General features: G+C 68.7%; 11 protein-coding genes, 1 tRNA gene and 6 pseudogenes. 4 read left to right on the top strand and 14 right to left on the bottom strand.

Annotated elements, in window-relative coordinates:
- Positions 1–22: 22 nt before the first annotated feature.
- Positions 23–729: pseudogene (locus DPM13_RS11370) on the top strand (SIMPL domain-containing protein).
- A gap of 21 nt (positions 730–750) precedes the next feature.
- Here DPM13_RS11370 and DPM13_RS11365 read toward each other — a convergent pair.
- From DPM13_RS11365 to DPM13_RS11340, 6 genes and pseudogenes are all read right to left on the bottom strand, one after another.
- Positions 751–2,037 (bottom strand): O-acetylhomoserine aminocarboxypropyltransferase/cysteine synthase family protein, encoded by a 1,287-nt coding sequence (locus tag DPM13_RS11365; RefSeq protein ID WP_112888046.1) that lies wholly within the window; start codon positions 2,035–2,037, stop codon positions 751–753.
- 258 nt (positions 2,038–2,295) lie between these two features.
- A pseudogene (pgi, locus tag DPM13_RS11360) lies at positions 2,296–3,893 on the bottom strand (glucose-6-phosphate isomerase).
- Positions 3,893–4,570 (bottom strand): 6-phosphogluconolactonase, encoded by a 678-nt coding sequence (gene pgl / locus DPM13_RS11355; protein ID WP_036762908.1) that lies wholly within the window; start codon positions 4,568–4,570, stop codon positions 3,893–3,895. Before pgl ends, pgi begins: the two are co-directional and overlap by 1 nt.
- Complete coding sequence (zwf, locus tag DPM13_RS11350) at positions 4,567–6,018, bottom strand: glucose-6-phosphate dehydrogenase (protein WP_112888045.1); 1,452 nt, start codon at positions 6,016–6,018, stop codon at positions 4,567–4,569. Before zwf ends, pgl begins: the two co-directional genes overlap by 4 nt.
- 65 nt (positions 6,019–6,083) lie before the next feature.
- Positions 6,084–6,632, bottom strand: a complete 549-nt coding sequence (locus tag DPM13_RS11345) for an RSP_2648 family PIN domain-containing protein (RefSeq protein ID WP_112888044.1) — start codon at positions 6,630–6,632, stop codon at positions 6,084–6,086.
- Positions 6,629–7,825 (bottom strand): RSP_2647 family RNA methyltransferase, encoded by a 1,197-nt coding sequence (locus tag DPM13_RS11340; protein WP_112888043.1) that lies wholly within the window; start codon positions 7,823–7,825, stop codon positions 6,629–6,631. The genes DPM13_RS11345 and DPM13_RS11340 overlap by 4 nt, the downstream gene beginning before the upstream one ends.
- A 116-nt stretch (positions 7,826–7,941) precedes the next feature.
- Here DPM13_RS11340 and edd point away from each other — a divergent pair.
- Positions 7,942–9,743, top strand: a pseudogene (gene edd, locus DPM13_RS11335) (phosphogluconate dehydratase).
- Between the two features lie 63 nt (positions 9,744–9,806).
- Here edd and DPM13_RS11330 read toward each other — a convergent pair.
- The 6 genes and pseudogenes from DPM13_RS11330 to murA form a co-directional block, all read right to left on the bottom strand.
- Positions 9,807–10,298: a PAS domain-containing protein gene (locus DPM13_RS11330; protein ID WP_112888042.1), complete on the bottom strand. Its 492-nt coding sequence runs from the start codon at positions 10,296–10,298 to the stop codon at positions 9,807–9,809.
- A 44-nt stretch (positions 10,299–10,342) separates the two neighbouring features.
- Positions 10,343–10,771 (bottom strand): arsenate-mycothiol transferase ArsC, encoded by a 429-nt coding sequence (locus DPM13_RS11325; protein ID WP_232525914.1) that lies wholly within the window; start codon positions 10,769–10,771, stop codon positions 10,343–10,345.
- A gap of 66 nt (positions 10,772–10,837) precedes the next feature.
- Positions 10,838–11,326, bottom strand: coding sequence for a UPF0262 family protein (locus DPM13_RS11320; protein ID WP_028720560.1), 489 nt, complete (start codon positions 11,324–11,326; stop codon positions 10,838–10,840).
- A pseudogene (gene hisD, locus DPM13_RS11315) lies at positions 11,323–12,634 on the bottom strand (histidinol dehydrogenase). The gene DPM13_RS11320 and the pseudogene hisD overlap by 4 nt, the downstream one beginning before the upstream one ends.
- Before the next feature lie 212 nt (positions 12,635–12,846).
- The gene (locus DPM13_RS11310; RefSeq protein ID WP_028720558.1) at positions 12,847–13,326 is read right to left on the bottom strand and encodes a DUF2948 family protein; all 480 of its coding nucleotides are present in this window, start codon (positions 13,324–13,326) and stop codon (positions 12,847–12,849) included.
- A pseudogene (murA, locus tag DPM13_RS11305) lies at positions 13,319–14,600 on the bottom strand (UDP-N-acetylglucosamine 1-carboxyvinyltransferase). The gene DPM13_RS11310 and the pseudogene murA overlap by 8 nt, the downstream one beginning before the upstream one ends.
- A gap of 329 nt (positions 14,601–14,929) precedes the next feature.
- Between murA and DPM13_RS11300 the strand changes: the two are divergent.
- A tRNA-Thr gene (locus DPM13_RS11300) sits at positions 14,930–15,004 on the top strand.
- Positions 15,005–15,092: 88 nt separating this feature from the next.
- On the opposite strand, the gene DPM13_RS11295 is transcribed toward DPM13_RS11300, so the two are convergent.
- On the bottom strand, positions 15,093–15,476 hold the full coding sequence (locus DPM13_RS11295; RefSeq protein WP_080621755.1) for a putative periplasmic lipoprotein: 384 nt from the start codon (positions 15,474–15,476) through the stop codon (positions 15,093–15,095).
- A 415-nt stretch (positions 15,477–15,891) separates the two neighbouring features.
- Between DPM13_RS11295 and DPM13_RS11290 the strand changes: the two genes are divergently transcribed.
- Complete coding sequence (locus DPM13_RS11290) at positions 15,892–16,182, top strand: RidA family protein (RefSeq protein ID WP_112888041.1); 291 nt, start codon at positions 15,892–15,894, stop codon at positions 16,180–16,182.
- 55 nt (positions 16,183–16,237) lie between these two features.
- Here DPM13_RS11290 and lpxB read toward each other — a convergent pair.
- Positions 16,238–17,361 (bottom strand): annotated as a pseudogene (gene lpxB / locus DPM13_RS11285) (lipid-A-disaccharide synthase).
- Positions 17,362–17,405: the final 44 nt, after the last annotated feature.

Genomic DNA, 17,405 nt, shown 5'->3' with positions numbered 1-17,405 from the left:
CGCGCCGGGCGCCCATCACGCCATGCCGGGCCATCCCAAGCCCCACGCCGCCCGCCTGAGCGTCACCGGAGAGGGCCAGTCCGCCACCCAGCCCGACATGGCCACGATCTCGCTGGGCGTCAGCACCGAGGCCGCCACCGCGCAGGAGGCGATGGCCCAGAACGCCACCCGCCAGCAGGCCGTCATCGACGCGCTGAAGGCCGAGGGGATCGAGGCGCGCGACATCCAGACCTCGGGGCTGAACCTGTCGCCGCGCATGGTCTTTGCCGAGGGCCAGCCGCCGAAGCTGTCGGGCTATACCGCGCAGAACATGGTCACGGTCCGGGTCCGCGACCTGGCCCGGCTGGGCCCGGTGCTGGACAAGCTGGTCGAGACCGGCGCAAACGAGATCAACGGCATCGGCTTTGCCCGCGAGGACATGGAGGCCGCCCGCGACGAGGCCCGTGCCCGCGCCATCGCCGAGGCCCGCCGCCGCGCCGGCAGATGGCCGAGGCGGCCGGGATGCGGCTCGGCGCGCTGCGCGCGCTGTCGGATGCGCCGGTCGCCGAGGGGCCGCGGCCGATGCTGATGCGGGCCGAGGCCAAGGCCGCGGACGCCACCCCCATCGAGGCGGGCGAGCTGTCGGTGACCGCCCAGGTCAGCGCGGTCTATGACCTGCTGCCCGGCGACGCGCCTGCCCCCGATGCGCCTGCCGCCGACGGCGAGGCGCCCGAGGCCCCGGCGAACTGACCGCCCGCGCCGCCGCGGCCCTCAGCCGGTCGCGGCGGCCAGCGCCTGGTCCAGATCGGCGATCAGGTCGGCGGCGTCCTCGATCCCGACCGACAGGCGCACCACGTCGGGCCCTGCCCCGGCCGCGGTCTTCTGGTCGTCCGTCAGCTGGCTGTGCGTGGTCGAGGCGGAATGGATCACCAGCGAGCGCGCATCCCCCAGGTTCGCCACATGGCTGAACAGCTTCAGGGCATCGACCAACCGGACCGCCGCGTCGTATCCACCCTTGATGCGAAAGGTGAAGAGCGCCCCCGCCCCTTTCGGGCAGACCCGCTGCGCGGTGGCGTGCCAGGGCGAGGACTCCAGCCCCGCATAGCTGACCGAGGCGACGCGCGGGTCGCGCTCCAGCCATTCGGCGACCGCGCGGGCGTTCTCGACGTGGCGGGCCATGCGCAAGCCCAGCGTCTCGATCCCCATCAGCGTGTAATGGGCGGCCTGCGGGTTCAGCGTCATGCCGAGGTCGCGCAGCCCGATGGCGATGCCGTGAAAGGTGAAGGCGAGGGTGCCGAAGGCCTGATGGAACGTCAGCCCGTGATAGGCGGGCTCGGGCTGCGAGAGGCTGGGGAAGCGGTCGCTGGCCGACCAGTCGAAGCGCCCGCTGTCGACCACCACGCCGCCGGTCACCGTGCCGTTGCCGGTCATGTACTTGGTCAGGCTGTGCACGACCAGGGTGGCGCCCATCTCGATCGGCCTGCAAAGCCAGGGCGTGGCCAGGGTGTTGTCCACGATCAGCGGCAGGCCGAGATCCTCCGCAAGCCGCGCCACCGCCGGGATGTCGGTGACATAGCCGCCCGGATTGCTGATCGATTCGCAAAAGATCGCGCGGGTGTCCCCGTCCACGGCGGCGCGCAGCGCGTCGAGATCGTCGAAATCGACAAAGAGCGCGCTCCAGCCGAAGCGGCGGATGGTCTGGGCGAACTGGGTGACGGTGCCGCCGTAAAGCCGGGTCGAGGCGACGATGTTGCGCCCCGGCCCCATCAGCGGGAACAGCGCCAGGATCTGTGCGGCATGGCCCGAGGAACAGCAGATGGCGCCCGCGCCCCCCTCCATCGCGGCGATGCGCGACTGCAGCGCGGCCACCGTGGGATTGGTCAGCCGCGAATAGATGTAGCCGACCTCCTGCAGGGCAAACAGTCGTGCGGCATGGGCCGCATCCTTGAAGACATAGGCCGTGGTCTGATAGATCGGCACCTGCCGCGCCCCGGTCGCGGGATCGGGCGCCGCGCCGGCATGGATTGCCGTCGTGTCAAAGCCCCATTCATTGCTCATCGCGAACTCCTCCAGTTGCTGCGGCGGAGGGTGGGACAGGAAGCAGCCCCTTGCAACGACAAAGAAAAACTTTCGCCCTTCGGACGGGCGGCAAGGGCAGGAATGGATATTTGAACAACAAGGAAACGGGGCAGGACGTTTCCCGCCGCCCTTGACGCCGGAACGGGGAAAGCCCGCGCGCCACGGGCAGGTCTTCCTTGTTGTTCAAATACCCAAATCGCGGCCGCGCCACCCTCGGGGCGCGGCCAAGGGACGGGATCAGTCGCGCAACTCGCGGATCAGCCGGGCCAGGCGTTCAGTCGAGGGATCGTGGCCCGGGGCGGCCTCGCCGTCGAGCAGGGGGGCGACCTGAAGCGCGAGTTCCTTGCCCAGTTCGACGCCCCATTGGTCGAAGCTGTTGATCCCCAGGATCGCGCCCTCGACGAACACGCGATGTTCGTAGAGCGCGACGATCTGGCCCAGCGTGTAGGGCGACAGGTCGGGATAGACGAGGGTGGTCGAGGGGCGGTTGCCGGGGAACACCCGGTGGCGGGCCTGACGCTCGAGTTCGTCGCCCTCGAGGCCCTTGGCGCGCATCAGGTCCAGCGCCTTTTCCAGCGGACGGCCCTGCATCAGCGCCTCGGACTGCGCCAGGCAGTTCGCCACCAGCAGCAGGTGGTGGTGGTCGAGATCAGGTTCATGGCCGCGCGCGGCGACCATGAATTCGCAGGGCACGACCGCCGTGCCCTGGTGGATCAGCTGGTAGAAGGCGTGCTGACCGTTGGTGCCCGGCTCGCCCCAGACCACGGGGCCCGAGGGGACGGTCAGGGCGCTGCCGTCCATGGCGACGCCCTTGCCGTTCGATTCCATTTCCAGCTGCTGCAGATAGGCCGGCAGCCGCGCCAGGCGGTTGTCATAGGGCAGGACCGCACGGGTGCCGTAGCCGCAGACCTGGTGGTGCCAGATCCCGACCAGGGCCAGGATCACCGGCAGGTTCGCCTCGGGCGGCGCCTGGCAGAAATGGTTGTCCATCGCCAGGCCGCCGGCCAGGAAGCGGTCGAAATCGTCCGGGCCGATGGCGATCATCAGCGACAGGCCGATCGGCCCCCACTCGAATAGCGCCCGCGCGTGAAGGCGTCGAAGCGGACCTCTCCCTCCAGGGCCTTGCGCAATGCGGCCCTGGGCCGAGGACAGGGCGGCGAATTGCGCGGCCGGCGTGGTGACGGATTTCCCCATCCAGGCCCGCGCGGTTTCGGCATTGGTCATCGTCTCGATGGTGGTGAAGGTCTTGGAGGCGACGATCACCAGCGTGGTTTCGGGATCAAGCCCCTTCAGCGTGTCGGCGATGTCGGCGCCGTCCACGTTCGACACGAAATGCACGCGCGGCCCGTCGTGCCAGGGCGCGAGCGCGCGCGTCGCCATCGCCGGCCCGAGGTCCGATCCGCCGATGCCGATGTTGACCACGTCGGTGAACCGCCCGCCCTGCCCCGAAAAGCGCCCGTCGCGCACGCGGGCGGCGAAGCGCGCATCCGCTCATGCGTCTCGCGCACGTCGGGCATCACGTCGCGCCCGTCCACCACGACCGAGCCCTGCAGGTTGCGCAGCGCCGTGTGCAGGACGGCGCGGTCCTCGGTCTGGTTGATGCGCTCGCCCCGGAACATGGCGTCGCGGCGGGCGGGCACCTGCTGGGCCAGTTCCAGGAGCAAGTCGCGCGCGGTCTCGTCGATCAGGGTCTTGGACCAGTCGAGCGTTAGGCCGTCAGCTTCCGTCGAAAAGCGCGTCGCCCGGTCGGGGTCGGCGGCGAACAGGGCCGAGATGCGCAGGTCGGCCTGAGCCCGGCGATGGTCCTTCAGTCGGTTCCAGATGTCGCTTGTCATCATTCAGCCCAATGCACGGTGATATCGCCCAGGAAGGCCCGGATCGGCGCGTCCCGGGGGTCGAGCCCCTGCGCGCGTTCCAGCGCGGCGCGCTTTTCGGGGCCGGTGATCATCAGATGGGTGTTGATGGCCTTTTGCAGGGCGGCCGGGGTCAGGGTGATGCGCGGCTCGTCCCGAACCGAGCGGACGGCCATCACCCGCGGCGCGTCCGGGGCCAGCGCCAGCGCGGTTTCGGGCGCGCCGGGAAACAGGCTTGCCGTGTGCATGTCCGTGCCCATGCCCAGCAGCAGGACCGTGATCGGCAGTTCCGGCGCGATCAGCGCATCCAGCCGCTCGGCCGCCGCCTCGGGTTCGGCGTCGCCGCTGTAGAGGTCGATATAGCGCGCATCCGCCGCCTTGCCGGTCATCAGGTGACGCCGCAGGAGCCGCCCGTTCGAGCGGTTGTGGCTGCCATCGACCCAGCGTTCGTCGTTCAGGAACACCGTCACCCGCGACCAGTCCAGCAGCCCGGTCCCTGCCAGCGTGTCATAGACCGGGGCGGGCGTGGTGCCGCCGGGCACGCAGAGGCTGGCGCGGTCGTTCACGCGCAGGTGCTGGGCCAGTTGGCCCGCGATCTTGTTGGCCAGCGACAGGGCCAGCATCTCGCGGTCGGGGTATTCGACGAATTCCAGGGTCATGGCCTGATCTCCCTCCAGCGGCGGTTGTCGCGGTGCAGAAGCCGCAGGGCTTCCTCGGGACCGCTTGAACCCGCATCATAGGGCTCGGGGCGTTTCGATCCAGCCTCCCATTCCGAAATGATGGGATCGGTCCAGGCCCAGGCCGCCTCGACCTCGTCGCCGCGCATGAAGAGCGTCTGGTTGCCCCGGATCACGTCCATGATCAGCCGTTCATAGGCGTCGGGCATGTCCTTGCCGTTCGCGCCCAGCGCGTCGGCAAAGCTCATGTCCAGGGGCACCTGAACCAGCCGCATGCCGCCGGGGCCCGGTTCCTTGATCATCACCGTCAGGTCCATGCCTTCGTTCGGTTGCAGCTTGATGACGAGCTGGTTCGAGCGCGGGCCGTCCACCTCGTCGAAGATGGAATGCGGCGGGGCCTTGAAGGTCACGACGATCTCGCTGGTCCGCGCCCGCAGCTTCTTGCCGGTGCGCAGGTAGAAGGGCGTGCCCGACCAGCGCCAGTTCGCGATATGCGCCTTGAGCGCGACATAGCTTTCGGTGCGCGAGTCGGGGTTGCCGACGTCCTGCAGATAACCCGGTTCGTCGCCATCGGCCTGATACTGGCCGCGCACGATCTCGGCCGGGTGCAGGGGTTCCAGCGCGCGGATCACCTTGAGCTTTTCGTCGCGCACCGCGTCCGGGTCGAAATGATAGGGCGGCTCCATCGCGATCAGGCACAAAAGCTGCATGATGTGGTTCTGCACCATGTCCCGGATCGCGCCCGAATGGTCGTAATATTCGCCGCGCCCGCCCACGCCCACCGTCTCGGCCACGGTGATCTGGACGTGATCGACGTATTGCGCGTTCCACAGCGGCTCGAACAGCATGTTGGCGAAACGCACGGCCATCAGGTTCTGGACGGTTTCCTTGCCCAGGTAATGGTCGATGCGATAGATCTGGCTTTCGCCGAAATGCCGCGCCAGCACCGCATTCAGTTCGCGCGCGGTGGCAAGGTCGCGGCCGAATGGCTTTTCGACCACGATGCGGCTGTCGGCATCGGCGATGCCGTGATCGGCCAGCCGCTGGGCGATGTCGCCGAACAGCGCCGGCGCGACCGAGAAATAGAACGCATGGACCACGCCCGGCCGGATGCGGGACCGCAGATCCTCCCACCCGTCGGTGCCGCGGGCATCGATGGGCACATAGCCCAGGTGGTTAAGGAAATCGTCAAGCTGGGACAGATCCTCGCCCACGCCGGCGAATTCGGCGATCGCGGTCCGCGCCTCGGCGCGAAAGGCGGCGTCGTCCTGGCGGGTGCGGGCCGCGCCGATGATCCGGGCCGAGCCCGGGATCTGGCCCGCGACATAGCGCCGGTAAAGCCCCGGCAGGATCTTGCGCCGGGCCAGGTCGCCCGTGGCGCCAAAGATCACCAGGTCGAAATCCTCGACAGGTATGATGCGCGATACCATCAAGCCCTCCTCGCCGACAGGTTGGGGGTCGGCCCACGTGGGGTTAGCCTCTGTTAGCGATAACATCAACCCTGGCCTTTCTCCAAGTCCGAACGCGCGATGGCCTTGGCCAGCCTGGGCAGGCGGGCGCGGCGCATCAATTCCTTGCGCGCAATTGCGGCACCCGCATGACGGGCGCGTGCCTCGGTTGCCTCGACGGCGGCCAGAACGGGGCCGGGATGCCGCAGGAACAGGTCGCGCGGAATCTCGTCGGGGTGGGTCGGCGTGCAGGCCCAGAGGCGCCAGCGCGGGCGCGGAAAGTCGCGCAGATTCGCGGTGACGATCCGGTCCGCCCCGGCGGCCAGCGCGGTTTCAAGCACATGGCGGTCGGCCGGGTCGGGCAGGTCCATGCCGTCCGCGCCGCCGGCGGGCGTGGTCATGGCATCGGGAAAGCGGTCGCACAGCAGCGCGATTTCCGGCCCCGCCGGCAGGCCGTTGCGGTCGGCGGCCAGGCGCCATTCGTCCAGGATACGCTGCGACCAGACGGGCCGGAACAGTCCGGCGGCGGCGCAATCGCCCAGGATCTCGCGCAGGATGGTGGGGTAAAGGACGCAGGCGTCCAGCACCGCCCTCATCCGTCCAGCCGAAAGAACAGGGCCTTGAGATAGCCGGTTTCCGCCAGTTGCGGCAGGGTCGGATGGTCGGGGCCGGCCTGGCCGGTGTGCAAAAGCTGCATCCGCCGCCCGCCCCGGCCGATACCGCGCGCGCTGGCATTGCGGAATGCGGTCAGGTCGGCGGCGTGGCTGCACGAACACAGGACCAGATAGCCGCCGGGCGCGACCAGGGGCGCGGCCAGCCGGGCGACCCGTTCATAGGCGCGCAAGCCCGCCTCGAGTGCGGGCTTGGCGGGGGCAAAGGCGGGCGGATCGCAGATCACCAGGTCGAACTGCGCGCCCTCGTCGGCCAGCGCCTCCATCTGGGCAAAGGCGTCACCCTGGCGCGTCGCGAGCCGATCCTCGGCCCCCATCGCGCGCGCCCCGCCCTGCGCCAGGGCCAGCGCCGGGGCCGAGCCGTCCACGCAGGTGGCCTGCGCCGCCCCGCCCGCCAGCGCGGCCAGGCCGAAGCCGCCGACATGCGAGAACACGTCCAGCACCCGCGCGCCCCGCGCCAGCCGCTGGGCAAAGGCATGGTTCGGGCGCTGGTCATAGAACAGGCCGGTTTTCTGCCCGCCCAGCAGATCGGCCAGATAGGTGGCGCCGTTCATCGGCACCGGGACCGGGCCCTCGACGCCGCCGGACAGCACCTCCATCCGCTCGTCCAGCCCCTCAAGACCCCGTGCCCGGCCCTGCCCGTTCAGGATGACGGTCGAGACGCCAGCGACGGCGCGCAGCGCCTCGGCGATCTCGGGGACCATGCGCTCGGCCCAGGCGGCGTTCGGCTGGATCACGGCGGCATCGCCGAAACGGTCGATGACGGTGCCGGGCAGGCCGTCGGCCTCGGCATGGATCAGGCGATAGAAGGGCGCGTCGAACAGCCGCTCGCGCAGGGCCAGCGCGCGGGCCAGCCGGGCGGCGATCCAGTCGCGGTCGATCACCGCCGCCGGGTCGGGGTCCATCATCCGCGCGATGATCTTGGAATTCGGGTTGACCGTGACGACGCCCATCGGCCGGCGCTCGGCATCTTCGAGCAGCGCAAAGCTGCCGGGCGAAATCGCGCGGGTGCGGCGGTCCACCACCGCCTCGTCGGCAAAGACCCAGGGGAAACCGTGACGGATCGCCTGGGGTTTGGACTTGGGACGCAAACGGATGACGGGCAGATCGGCGGACATGCGGGCCTCATGCAAAACGCGGGCAGGATTGCCATGCCTGAGGCTGCGGGGCAAGAGCGGGCCGGTTGCGCCGTTAACGCTAACGGACTATATCGGGACCAGAAAGGGAGCCAGCCATGACCCTGCACGCCACCATCGACCGCGTTACCGACCGCATCCGCGCCCGCTCGGACGCCAGCCGCGCCGCCTATCTGAAAAAGATCGCCCGCGCCGCCGAGGACGGGCCGCGCCGCGCCCACCTGTCCTGCGGCAACCAGGCCCATGCCTATGCCGCGATGCCCGACAAGGAGGTGATGGCGACCACGCGCAAGCCCAACATCGGCATCGTCACCGCCTACAACGACATGCTGTCGGCGCATCAGCCCTATGAGCGTTACCCGGACCTGATCCGGCAGGCGGCCCATGCGGCGGGGGCCACGGCGCAGGTCGCGGGGGGCGTGCCGGCGATGTGCGATGGCGTGACGCAGGGTCGCGCGGGAATGGAGCTGTCGCTGTTTTCGCGCGACGTGATTGCGCTCGCGTCCGGCGTCGCGCTGTCGCATGACACCTTCGACGCGGCGCTGTATCTGGGCGTCTGCGACAAGATCGTGCCGGGGCTGATCATCGCCGCCGCGACCTTCGGCCATATCCCGGCGGTGTTCGTGCCGGCTGGCCCCATGCCCTCGGGCCTGCCCAATGACGAAAAGTCGCGCATCCGCAACCTGTTCGCCACGGGCGAGGTCGGGCGCGACGCGCTGATGGCGGCCGAGATGGCCAGCTATCACGCGCCGGGCACCTGCACCTTCTACGGCACGGCGAACACCAACCAGATGCTGATGGAGTTCATGGGCCTGCACCTGCCGGGCTCGAGCTTCGTGAACCCGAACACGCCCCTGCGCGACGCCTTGACCGTGGCCGCGGTCGAACGCGCGGCCGCGATCACCCGGCTGGGCAACGACTACCTGCCGGCGGGCGAGGTGCTGGACGAGCGCGCCTTCGTCAACGGCATCGTCGGGCTGATGGCGACGGGCGGGTCCACGAATCTGGTGCTGCACCTGCCGGCGATGGCGCGGGCGGCGGGGGTGATCCTGGACCTCGAGGATTTCCACGACCTGTCCGAGGCGGTGCCGCTGATGGCGCGGGTCTATCCCAACGGGCTGGCGGACGTGAACCATTTCCACGCAGCCGGGGGCCTGGGTTTCATGATCGGGCAGTTGCTGCAGGCCGGCTTGCTGCATCCCGACGTCAAGACCATCGCGGGGGCCGGGCTGGACGCCTATGCGCGCGAGCCGCAACTGGCCGAAGGCGGCATCCGCTGGGTCGATGGCGCACGCGAGACGCTGAACGACAAGATCCTGCGCCCCGTGGCCAACCCCTTTGCCCCGATCGGCGGCCTGAAGCAGCTGGCCGGAAACCTGGGTCGCGGCGTCATCAAGGTCTCGGCCGTCGCGCCCGAACGCCATGTGATCGAGGCGCCGGCCCGCGTCTTCGCCGACCAGGAAGAGGTCAAGGCCGCCTTCAAGCGGGGCGAGTTCACCGGCGACACGGTGGTCGTCGTCCGCTTCCAGGGCCCGCGCGCCAACGGCATGCCCGAGTTGCATTCGCTGACCCCCACCCTGTCGGTCCTGCAGGATCGCGGGCTGCGGGTGGCGCTGGTGACGGACGGGCGCATGTCGGGCGCCTCGGGCAAGGTGCCGGCGGCGTCCACATCTCGCCCGAGGCGGCGGATGGGGGACCTTTGGCGCGGCTGCGCGACGGCGACCTGGTGCGGCTGGATGCGGTGGCGGGCACGCTGGAATGCCTGGCTGCGGATTTCGCGGATCGCACGCCGGCGTCCCATGACCCAGCGCCCTCGTCCGAAGGCATGGGACGGGAGTTGTTCCGCGCCTTCCGTGCCCATGTCGGCCCGGCAACCGAAGGCGCGGCGGTCGTGGTCTGACCCCCGGGACCCCACTCCGCCGGGTATCTCGGTCGGTTCCGGCGGGAACGGGCCGCCGCCGGCCTAATGGTCCCGTCGCACCAGGCGGGGCCGAAAGATCGCCTCCTCGGGCGCGGGCATGGCCGTTGGCTCGGGCAGCACCGAGCCGCCGAAGACATGGCGCATGTCGATCAGGCCGCCGCTGTCCTCGGGCCGGGCAAAGACCATGCTGAGCGTCCTTGCCCCTTGCGGATCGCAGACCGCGAAGACCTTGGCATCCACCCGATACCGCCGCCCCGAGCGCGTCATGTGCGCCAGTTCCGGAATATGCGCCTCGCCGCCGTCGGCCAGGTCCAGAAGCGCGCCGAGCCGGCCGGCGCAGCGTTCGCCCAAGTCCAGCAGCACCCAGACCGGGCGCCCGATCAGCGCGTCGCGGGAAAATCCGGTCAGGCGCCGATAGAATTCGTTGATCGCCACGATCCGGCCGACCGAATCCAGCGCCAGGACGGCCCGGTGCGTCCGCAGGGACTGCATCGCGCGATCAAGTCCCCGGGCCAGGTTCAGGAAATCAGACATGGGCAAACTCCGCTTGGATTTCCCAAGCCTTACCCGCCCATCCCCTAAGATTTCGTTAGCACGGGGGGTTTTTCCGACCCGGCCTCGGTCGGCGGGCCGAAACGGTCGATCAGCCGGTCGCGGATCTGGTCGCGGATCTGGCGGTAAAGCGCCAGCCGCGCCTCGCGCCCCTCGGCCAGACCGGTCGGGTCCATGATCGGCCAGTATTCCACGTCCAGATGCGAAACCCGCGTCAGTTCAAGCGCCTGGCGCTGGCTGGCCGGGGACAGGGCCACCACCAGATCGAAGCTGCCCAGGTCGTCCCCCCATTCCTTCATCTCTTCGAAGGAGCGCGAGCGGTGGGTCGAGATCTCGACCCCGATCTCCTTGCAGACGGCGATGGCGAAGCCGTCCACCTCCATGTCGTTCCTGACGCCGGCCGATTGCACATAGGCGGCGCGGCCGTAGAACTTCTTCATCATCCCTTCGGCCATGGGCGAGCGGATGGCGTTGTGATCGCAGCAGAACAGCACCGAAGGGGGAATCGGTCCGGCCACGAATCACTCCGGGATCAGGGCACAGATCAGGGTGAACAGGCGGCGGGCGGTGTCGATGTCTATGGCGGCCTTGCCCTCGAGCCGCTCTTGCAGGGTGCGGGCGCCTTCGTTGTGGATGCCGCGCCGGGCCATGTCGATCGCTTCGATCTGGGCGGGCGGCAGGCGCTTCACGGCATCGAAGTAGCTGGCGCAGATCTGGAAATAGTCCTTGACCGTTTGCCGAAAGGGACCCATCGACAGATGGAATTCCGCCACCGCCTCATTGCCTTCGGTGGCGATGGAAAACACCAGCCGCTTGTCGCGCATGGCCAGCGACAGGGCATAGGGCCCGGGCGGCACAGGCTGGCCCTCGCGGCCCGGCAGGCGAAAGCTGTTGTCCTCGAGCAGGTCGAAGACGGCGACGCGGCGGTCCTGCTCCATCTCGGGCGTGGGTGGCGGCATGGCGCTGTCGTCGATGTCGATCCGGCACAGCCGGTCGGTCGCCTGGGTCATCGCTCGTCTCCGTTCAGCGTCCTGAGCCGGGCCGAGACGGACAGGCCATGGGCCGAAAGCCCCTCGGAGGCGGCCAGCCGCACCGCTGCCGGCCCGATGGTCCCCAGCGCCGCCGGCGAAAGCTTCGCCAGCGTCGTGCGCTTGAGAAAATCCATCACCGACAGGCCCGAGGAAAACCGCGCCGAGCGCGCCGTCGGCAGGACGTGGTTCGGGCCGCTGACGTAATCGCCCACAGCCTCGGGCGTCCAACCGCCCAGAAAGATCGCCCCCGCGTGCCGCGTCTTGCGGGCCAGCGCATCGGGATCGTCCACGCAAAGCTCCAGGTGCTCGGGCGCAAGCCGGTCCGACAGCGCCGCCGCCTCGTCCAGGTCGCGGGTCAGGATGACCGTGCCATAGTCGCGCCAGCTGGCCCCCGCCACGGCCGCACGCGGCAGGCTGGGCAGCAGCCGCTCGACCTCGGCCACCACGGCCTGGGCCAGAGCCTTGTCGGGGGTGATCAGGATCGACTGCGCATCGGCGTCATGCTCGGCCTGGGCCAGCAGGTCGAGCGCCAGCCATTCGGGGTCCTGCGCGCCGGCCGCGATGATCAGCACCTCGGAGGGACCGGCGATCATGTCGATGCCCACGCGGCCAAAGACCTGGCGCTTGGCCGCGGCGACATAGGCGTTGCCAGGCCCGGTGATCTTGTCCACGGGCCGGATCGTTTCGGTGCCATAGGCCAAGGCCGCAATGGCCTGCGCGCCGCCGATGCGATAGATCTCATCGACGCCCGCCAGTTCGGCGGCCAGCAGCACCAGCGGATTGACCGCGCCATCGGGCGTCGGAACGCAGATCACCAGCCGCTCGACCCCGGCCACCCGCGCCGGAATCGCGTTCATCAGGACCGAGGATGGATAGCTCGCCTGCCCCCCCGGAACGTAAAGCCCCGCCGCCGAAACCGGCGTCCAGCGCCACCCCAGGCTCGCGCCTTCGGGGTCGGTCCAGAGCATGTCCTCGGGCATCTGGCGGGCGTGATAGGCACGGATGCGGCTGGCTCGCCGTGACCAGCGCCGCGCGGTCCTGGCCGATGACACGGGCCGTCTGGTCCGCGATTTCCCCGGCGGTGAAGGCCAGGCCCGCCGCCGTCAAGTCCAGCCGGTCGAAACGCCCCGTCAACTCGACCAGGGCGGCATCCCCCCGTGCCCGGACATCGGCGATGATCGCGGCCACCGCCTCGTTCACATCCGCCGCATCCTCGCGCTTCATCGATAAAAGATCGGCGAAGCGCTGCTCGAAATCGGGCTGGGCGGTCGAAAGATGGATCGGCATGGTCACGCTCACAATGTCGCAACCTTGTTAGCGGCTGCACGCAGGGGGCTCAAGCGGCGATGCGGGACGGCAGGCAAGCGGTCGCTCCCGGCCCGCCCTGCCGGCTTTGGGTATTTGGGAAACGGTGAAAGCAGGAGAGGCCCCACCCGGCTTTCACCGTTTTTCAAATACCCATGCGACAGTGCCGCCAGCACGGCGGCCGCATGAGAGGATCAGCGTTCGGGGTGTTCGGGCGCGCGGCGCGAGGGGGCGATATAGGGCCGGGTCACGTCGCGGAGTTCCACGTTCAGGCATTCCGCATCCACGGCCACCGTGCCGTCGCCCGCGAAATCCAGCAGCAGCCGTCCCGTCCCGTCTTCGCCCGCCTCCCAGCGCAGGGCGAGAAGCTCGAGCACCAGATCGTTGTCGGCCCGGTCTATTCCGTCGCTTTGCACCTTCTGCACGTCCGAGACGAGCAGAACGGCGCGCACCCGTTCATAGGGCCGTTCCTCGCGCCGGGCGCTTTCGGCATCCTCCCAACGGAAGCGGTTCAGCAGCAGCGCCAGCTGGCGGTGGCGCATGTCATAGGTGATCTCGGTCACCGGCAGGACGGCGTCCTGGACCAGGGCCGAGATGACGGTCAGATCCTCGACATCCTGGGCGACGAGGGCAAGCGGCGCAGGGTCTGCATCCGCGAAACGGGCATCATTCATGGGGCTCGCTCTCCTTGATGCGTTCGATCTGGGCACCGACGCCGCGCAGCTTGCGCACGACCTTTTCGTAGCCGCGATCCAGGTGATAGACCCGGCTGACGATGGTTTCGCCCTCGGCGGCCAGCCCCGCCAGGATCAGGCTGACCGAGGCGCGCAGGTCGGTCGCCATCACAGGCGCGCCGCGCAGGTTGGCAACGCCCGTGACGGTGGCATGGCCGCCATGGACCTCGATCCTGGCGCCCATGCGGGTCAGTTCGGGCGCGTGCATGAAGCGGTTCTCGAAGATCCTCTCCTCCAGCACCGAGGTGCCTTCGGCGGTGCAAAGCAGCGCCATCATCTGCGCCTGCAAATCGGTCGGGAAACCCGGGAAGGGCTCCGTCACCACGTCCACCGCCCGCACCCGGCCGTTCTTGCGCGAGACCTTGAGCCCGCGTTCGGTTTCGGTCACGTCGATGCCGGCGGCGTCCAGCTTTTCGCAGAAGGCGGCAACCAGGTCGATGCGGCCGCCCAGGCACTCGACCTCGCCACCGCAGATGGCGGGGGCCAGCATGTAGGTTCCAAGCTCGATCCGGTCGGTGACGACCGGATGGGTGGCACCGCCCAGGCTGCGGACGCCCTCGACGGTGATGGTCGCGGTGCCCTCGCCCTCGATCTGCGCGCCCATGCGGCGCAGGCATTGCGCGAGATCCACGATCTCGGGTTCGCGCGCGGCATTGTTGATCACGGTCGTGCCGCGCGCCAGCGTCGCCGCCATCAGCGCGTTTTCCGTGGCCCCGACCGAGACGATGGGAAAGTCGATCAGGGCGCCCTTCAGCCCCCCGGCCGGCGCCTTGGCGTGGACGTAGCCCTCGCGCAGGTCGAGCTCGGCCCCCATCGCCTCGAGCGCCTTCAGGTGCAGGTCCACAGGGCGCGCGCCGATGGCGCAGCCCCCCGGCAGCGAGACCACCGCATGGCCGTCGCGCGCCAGCATCGGCCCCAGCACCAGGATCGATGGCGCGCATCTTGCGCACGCTGTCCTAACGGCGGTTCATGTCCAGAATCGGGCTGGACAGCGCCAGGCACCGCCCGTCCTGCAGGCTGGCCACCTCGGCCCCGAGCGATTGCAGCAGCGCCGTCATGGTACGGATGTCCGAGAGCCGCGGCGCGTTGGTCAGCGTCAGCGGCTGGTCGGTCAGCAGCGTCGCCGGCATCAGGGTCAGGCAGGCGTTCTTGGCTCCGGCGATCGGGATCTCGCCCTTGAGCGGCCCGTTCCCCCTTACGATGATCTGATCCATCTAGTCCTCGTTCCCGGGCGCGCCCTGATGCGGCGTCTTTGGCCCATGCTGCTGCTCATCCTCTGATGGATCCCCGCCGGCCGCGCGGGCACGGCCCTGCGCCTTGCGCCGCGCCAGATTCGCGCGCAGAGCCGCCTTGAGGCGCGCTTCGCGATCGTTCGATGCATCCGGCTCGCGGGGATCCGCTGATCAGGATGAATGCCCAAGCGATCTTGGCCGTCATCGGGTTTCGCGTCCATGCCGCCGCGGGGTCGGGCATGCAAAAGGCAATTTTTTGCGCCAGCCCCCTTGCGTGGCCGGCGCGCTCGGTCTAAAGCCCCCGGCACGATGCTGTGGTAGCTCAGTGGTAGAGCACACCCTTGGTAAGGGTGAGGTCGAGAGTTCAATCCTCTCTCACAGCACCATTTTTTCTTGTCACATCTCAAGAAGATACGCTGTATGAGACGGCTCGACCCTACTTACACACAGGGGACCAATGCCGGGACTGAACAGCTAGCGTCGGCACTCCAACTGGACTTTTACCGGATTGGGGACCAGCTCCAGCATGGCGCCCGTACCGGCATCCACCCCGGCGCCGATGATGCCGCCGACTAGGACGTTGCCCGCCATCGCTGCCCCGCCGCCGCCCGACACGCGGTTCGTCACATGCACATTGACAGGCTTGCAACCTTCCTTGCTGACCACGAGATTCAGCTCGGACTTTCGCGGCAGCTTGAAGCTGCAGGGCGTGCCGTCGCAGCTTTGCCCGTTGCTCAGCTTGACCTGAGCCGCCTGGGGCGTGGATTCCACCACGAGCACGTCATTCGTGCCGCGGGTAATGGTGGCGCAGCCAGCCAATGAAAGGGCCGCCATCACGACCGAAAAACGAAAGATCATCTTAATCACCTCCTGAATGCAGCCGTTATGGCACCGGCCCCAGCCGAGGAAAACTATTTAAGATTTTGAATTAAATGAAATATTATATAAAGTTCCAGCGTTAAGGATTAATGCGCACCGTCCGTCAGGAACTTCGCCCTGCTGCCGGGCGTTTGGCCGACAACACATGGATCAGGAAAGGGCGAACCCATGAAAGGCATCGTTGCCTGGCTGCTCGGCGTGCCGATCGTCGTCATCATTCTGTTTTATCTGACGGGTATTTTCTGATCTACGATGTCCCCCATCGGAATGCGACTGCGCCCGGCGACCTGTCGCCGGGCGTTTCGCATGTCGGGCAGGCCATTGAACGCGGCGGCCGGCTTTGGCATGACGGCCCTGCCCCGGCATCCGCCGGCCAAACCCCGAAAGGATTCCCATGTCCCAGATCGAACGCATCGGCACCGGCCCCCGCATGAGCGAGGCCGTCATCCACAACGGCACCATCTATCTGGCCGGCCAGATCGCCAATCCGGGCGCCTCGGTGACGGAACAGACCCGCGGCGCCCTAGCCGAAGTCGACCGGCTGCTGGCCGAATGCGGTTCGGACAAGACGCGCATCCTGTCGACCCAGATCTGGCTGGCCGACATGTCCACCTTTGCGGAAATGAATGCCGTCTGTGACGAAGAGCCACGGAGCCATCCCAATACGACAGCGCGCGAGAAGTAGTTTAGCCGCTAACCGCCTTCCGGCCGAATCGTTCGCGCGAGCCACTTGAATTCGCTCACGCCGATCGCGCGGCGCGTTCCGTCCTTAGTTTCTGTTCAGGCCCTGCTCTCCGCGTGTCAGCAGGATGCGCTCGCTGCGCGGCGCGGGCGTCGGTGTTTTCAAGCAGGTCGAACAGCGCCTGCGACAGCAGGCCGGGCTGGCAGCGGCGGCCCAGATACTCCGGCACGGCGCGGGTTTGCTGACCAGGTTCACCAGCGTCACCGGATCGGTCTTCAGCAACAGCCCGATCAGCAGGCGGCTCAGCGGCGCCACGTCATAGCCGATCACCATCGGCACGTCGTTCGCCGCAAGATCCAGGCTGACCGTGCCCGAGGCCGCCAGCGCCAGGTCGGCCGCGGCAAAGGCCGCGCGCCGCGCCGCGCCCTCGACCACCACGGGGGCCGAGGGCCAGCGCCGGGCCATGTCCCGCACCAGTTGCGAAACGCCCCTGACGGTCGGCAGAACGACCCGCACCTCGGGCACGCGGTCGCGCAGTCGAATCAGCGCCTCGTCGAACCGGGGGCCCAGCCGGCCCACCTCGCCCCGGCGCGACCCGGGCAGGCACAGCAGCAAGGGCGCATCGGGGGCGATGCCATGGGCGTCGCGAAAGGCCGCCGCCTCGGCGGGGCCGGCCACGGGTTCGACCGCGATGGGATGACCGACGAAATCGCAGCTCATCCCAGCCGCCTGCATGTAAGGTGGCTCGAAGGGCAGGATGGCCAGCACATGGTCGATGACGCGGGCCATCTTCTTCGCCCGCCCGGCCCGCCAGGCCCAGACCGAGGGCGCGACGTAATGGATCGTGCGCAGATCCGGGCACAGGGCCCGCGCCTCGGCGACGACCCGCAGGCAGAAATCGGGGCTGTCGATGGTGATCAGCGCGTCGGGCCGTGCATCGGCCACGGCCCGCGCGGTCTGCCGGATGCGGGCCTTGAGCTGGCGGTATTTCGGCAGCACCTCGACGATGCCCATGACCGACAGTTCCTCCATCGGGAACAGGCTGGCGAGCCCCTGGGCCGCCATCGCCGGGCCGCCCACGCCCAGAAACTCTGCCATTGGATCAAGGCTTTTCAGCCCCGCCATCAAGGGACCGCCCAGATTGTCGCCCGAAGGCTCGCCCGCGATCAGGAAGAACTTCATGACATGGCTCCGGACGCGCGGCCCGGAGATGGGTATTTGAAAAA

Source organism: Paracoccus mutanolyticus (assembly GCF_003285265.1).
Taxonomy (GTDB): domain Bacteria; phylum Pseudomonadota; class Alphaproteobacteria; order Rhodobacterales; family Rhodobacteraceae; genus Paracoccus; species Paracoccus yeei.
Note: the sequence above shows the minus strand (reverse complement) of the source record. Positions and strands in the feature narration are given on the sequence as shown.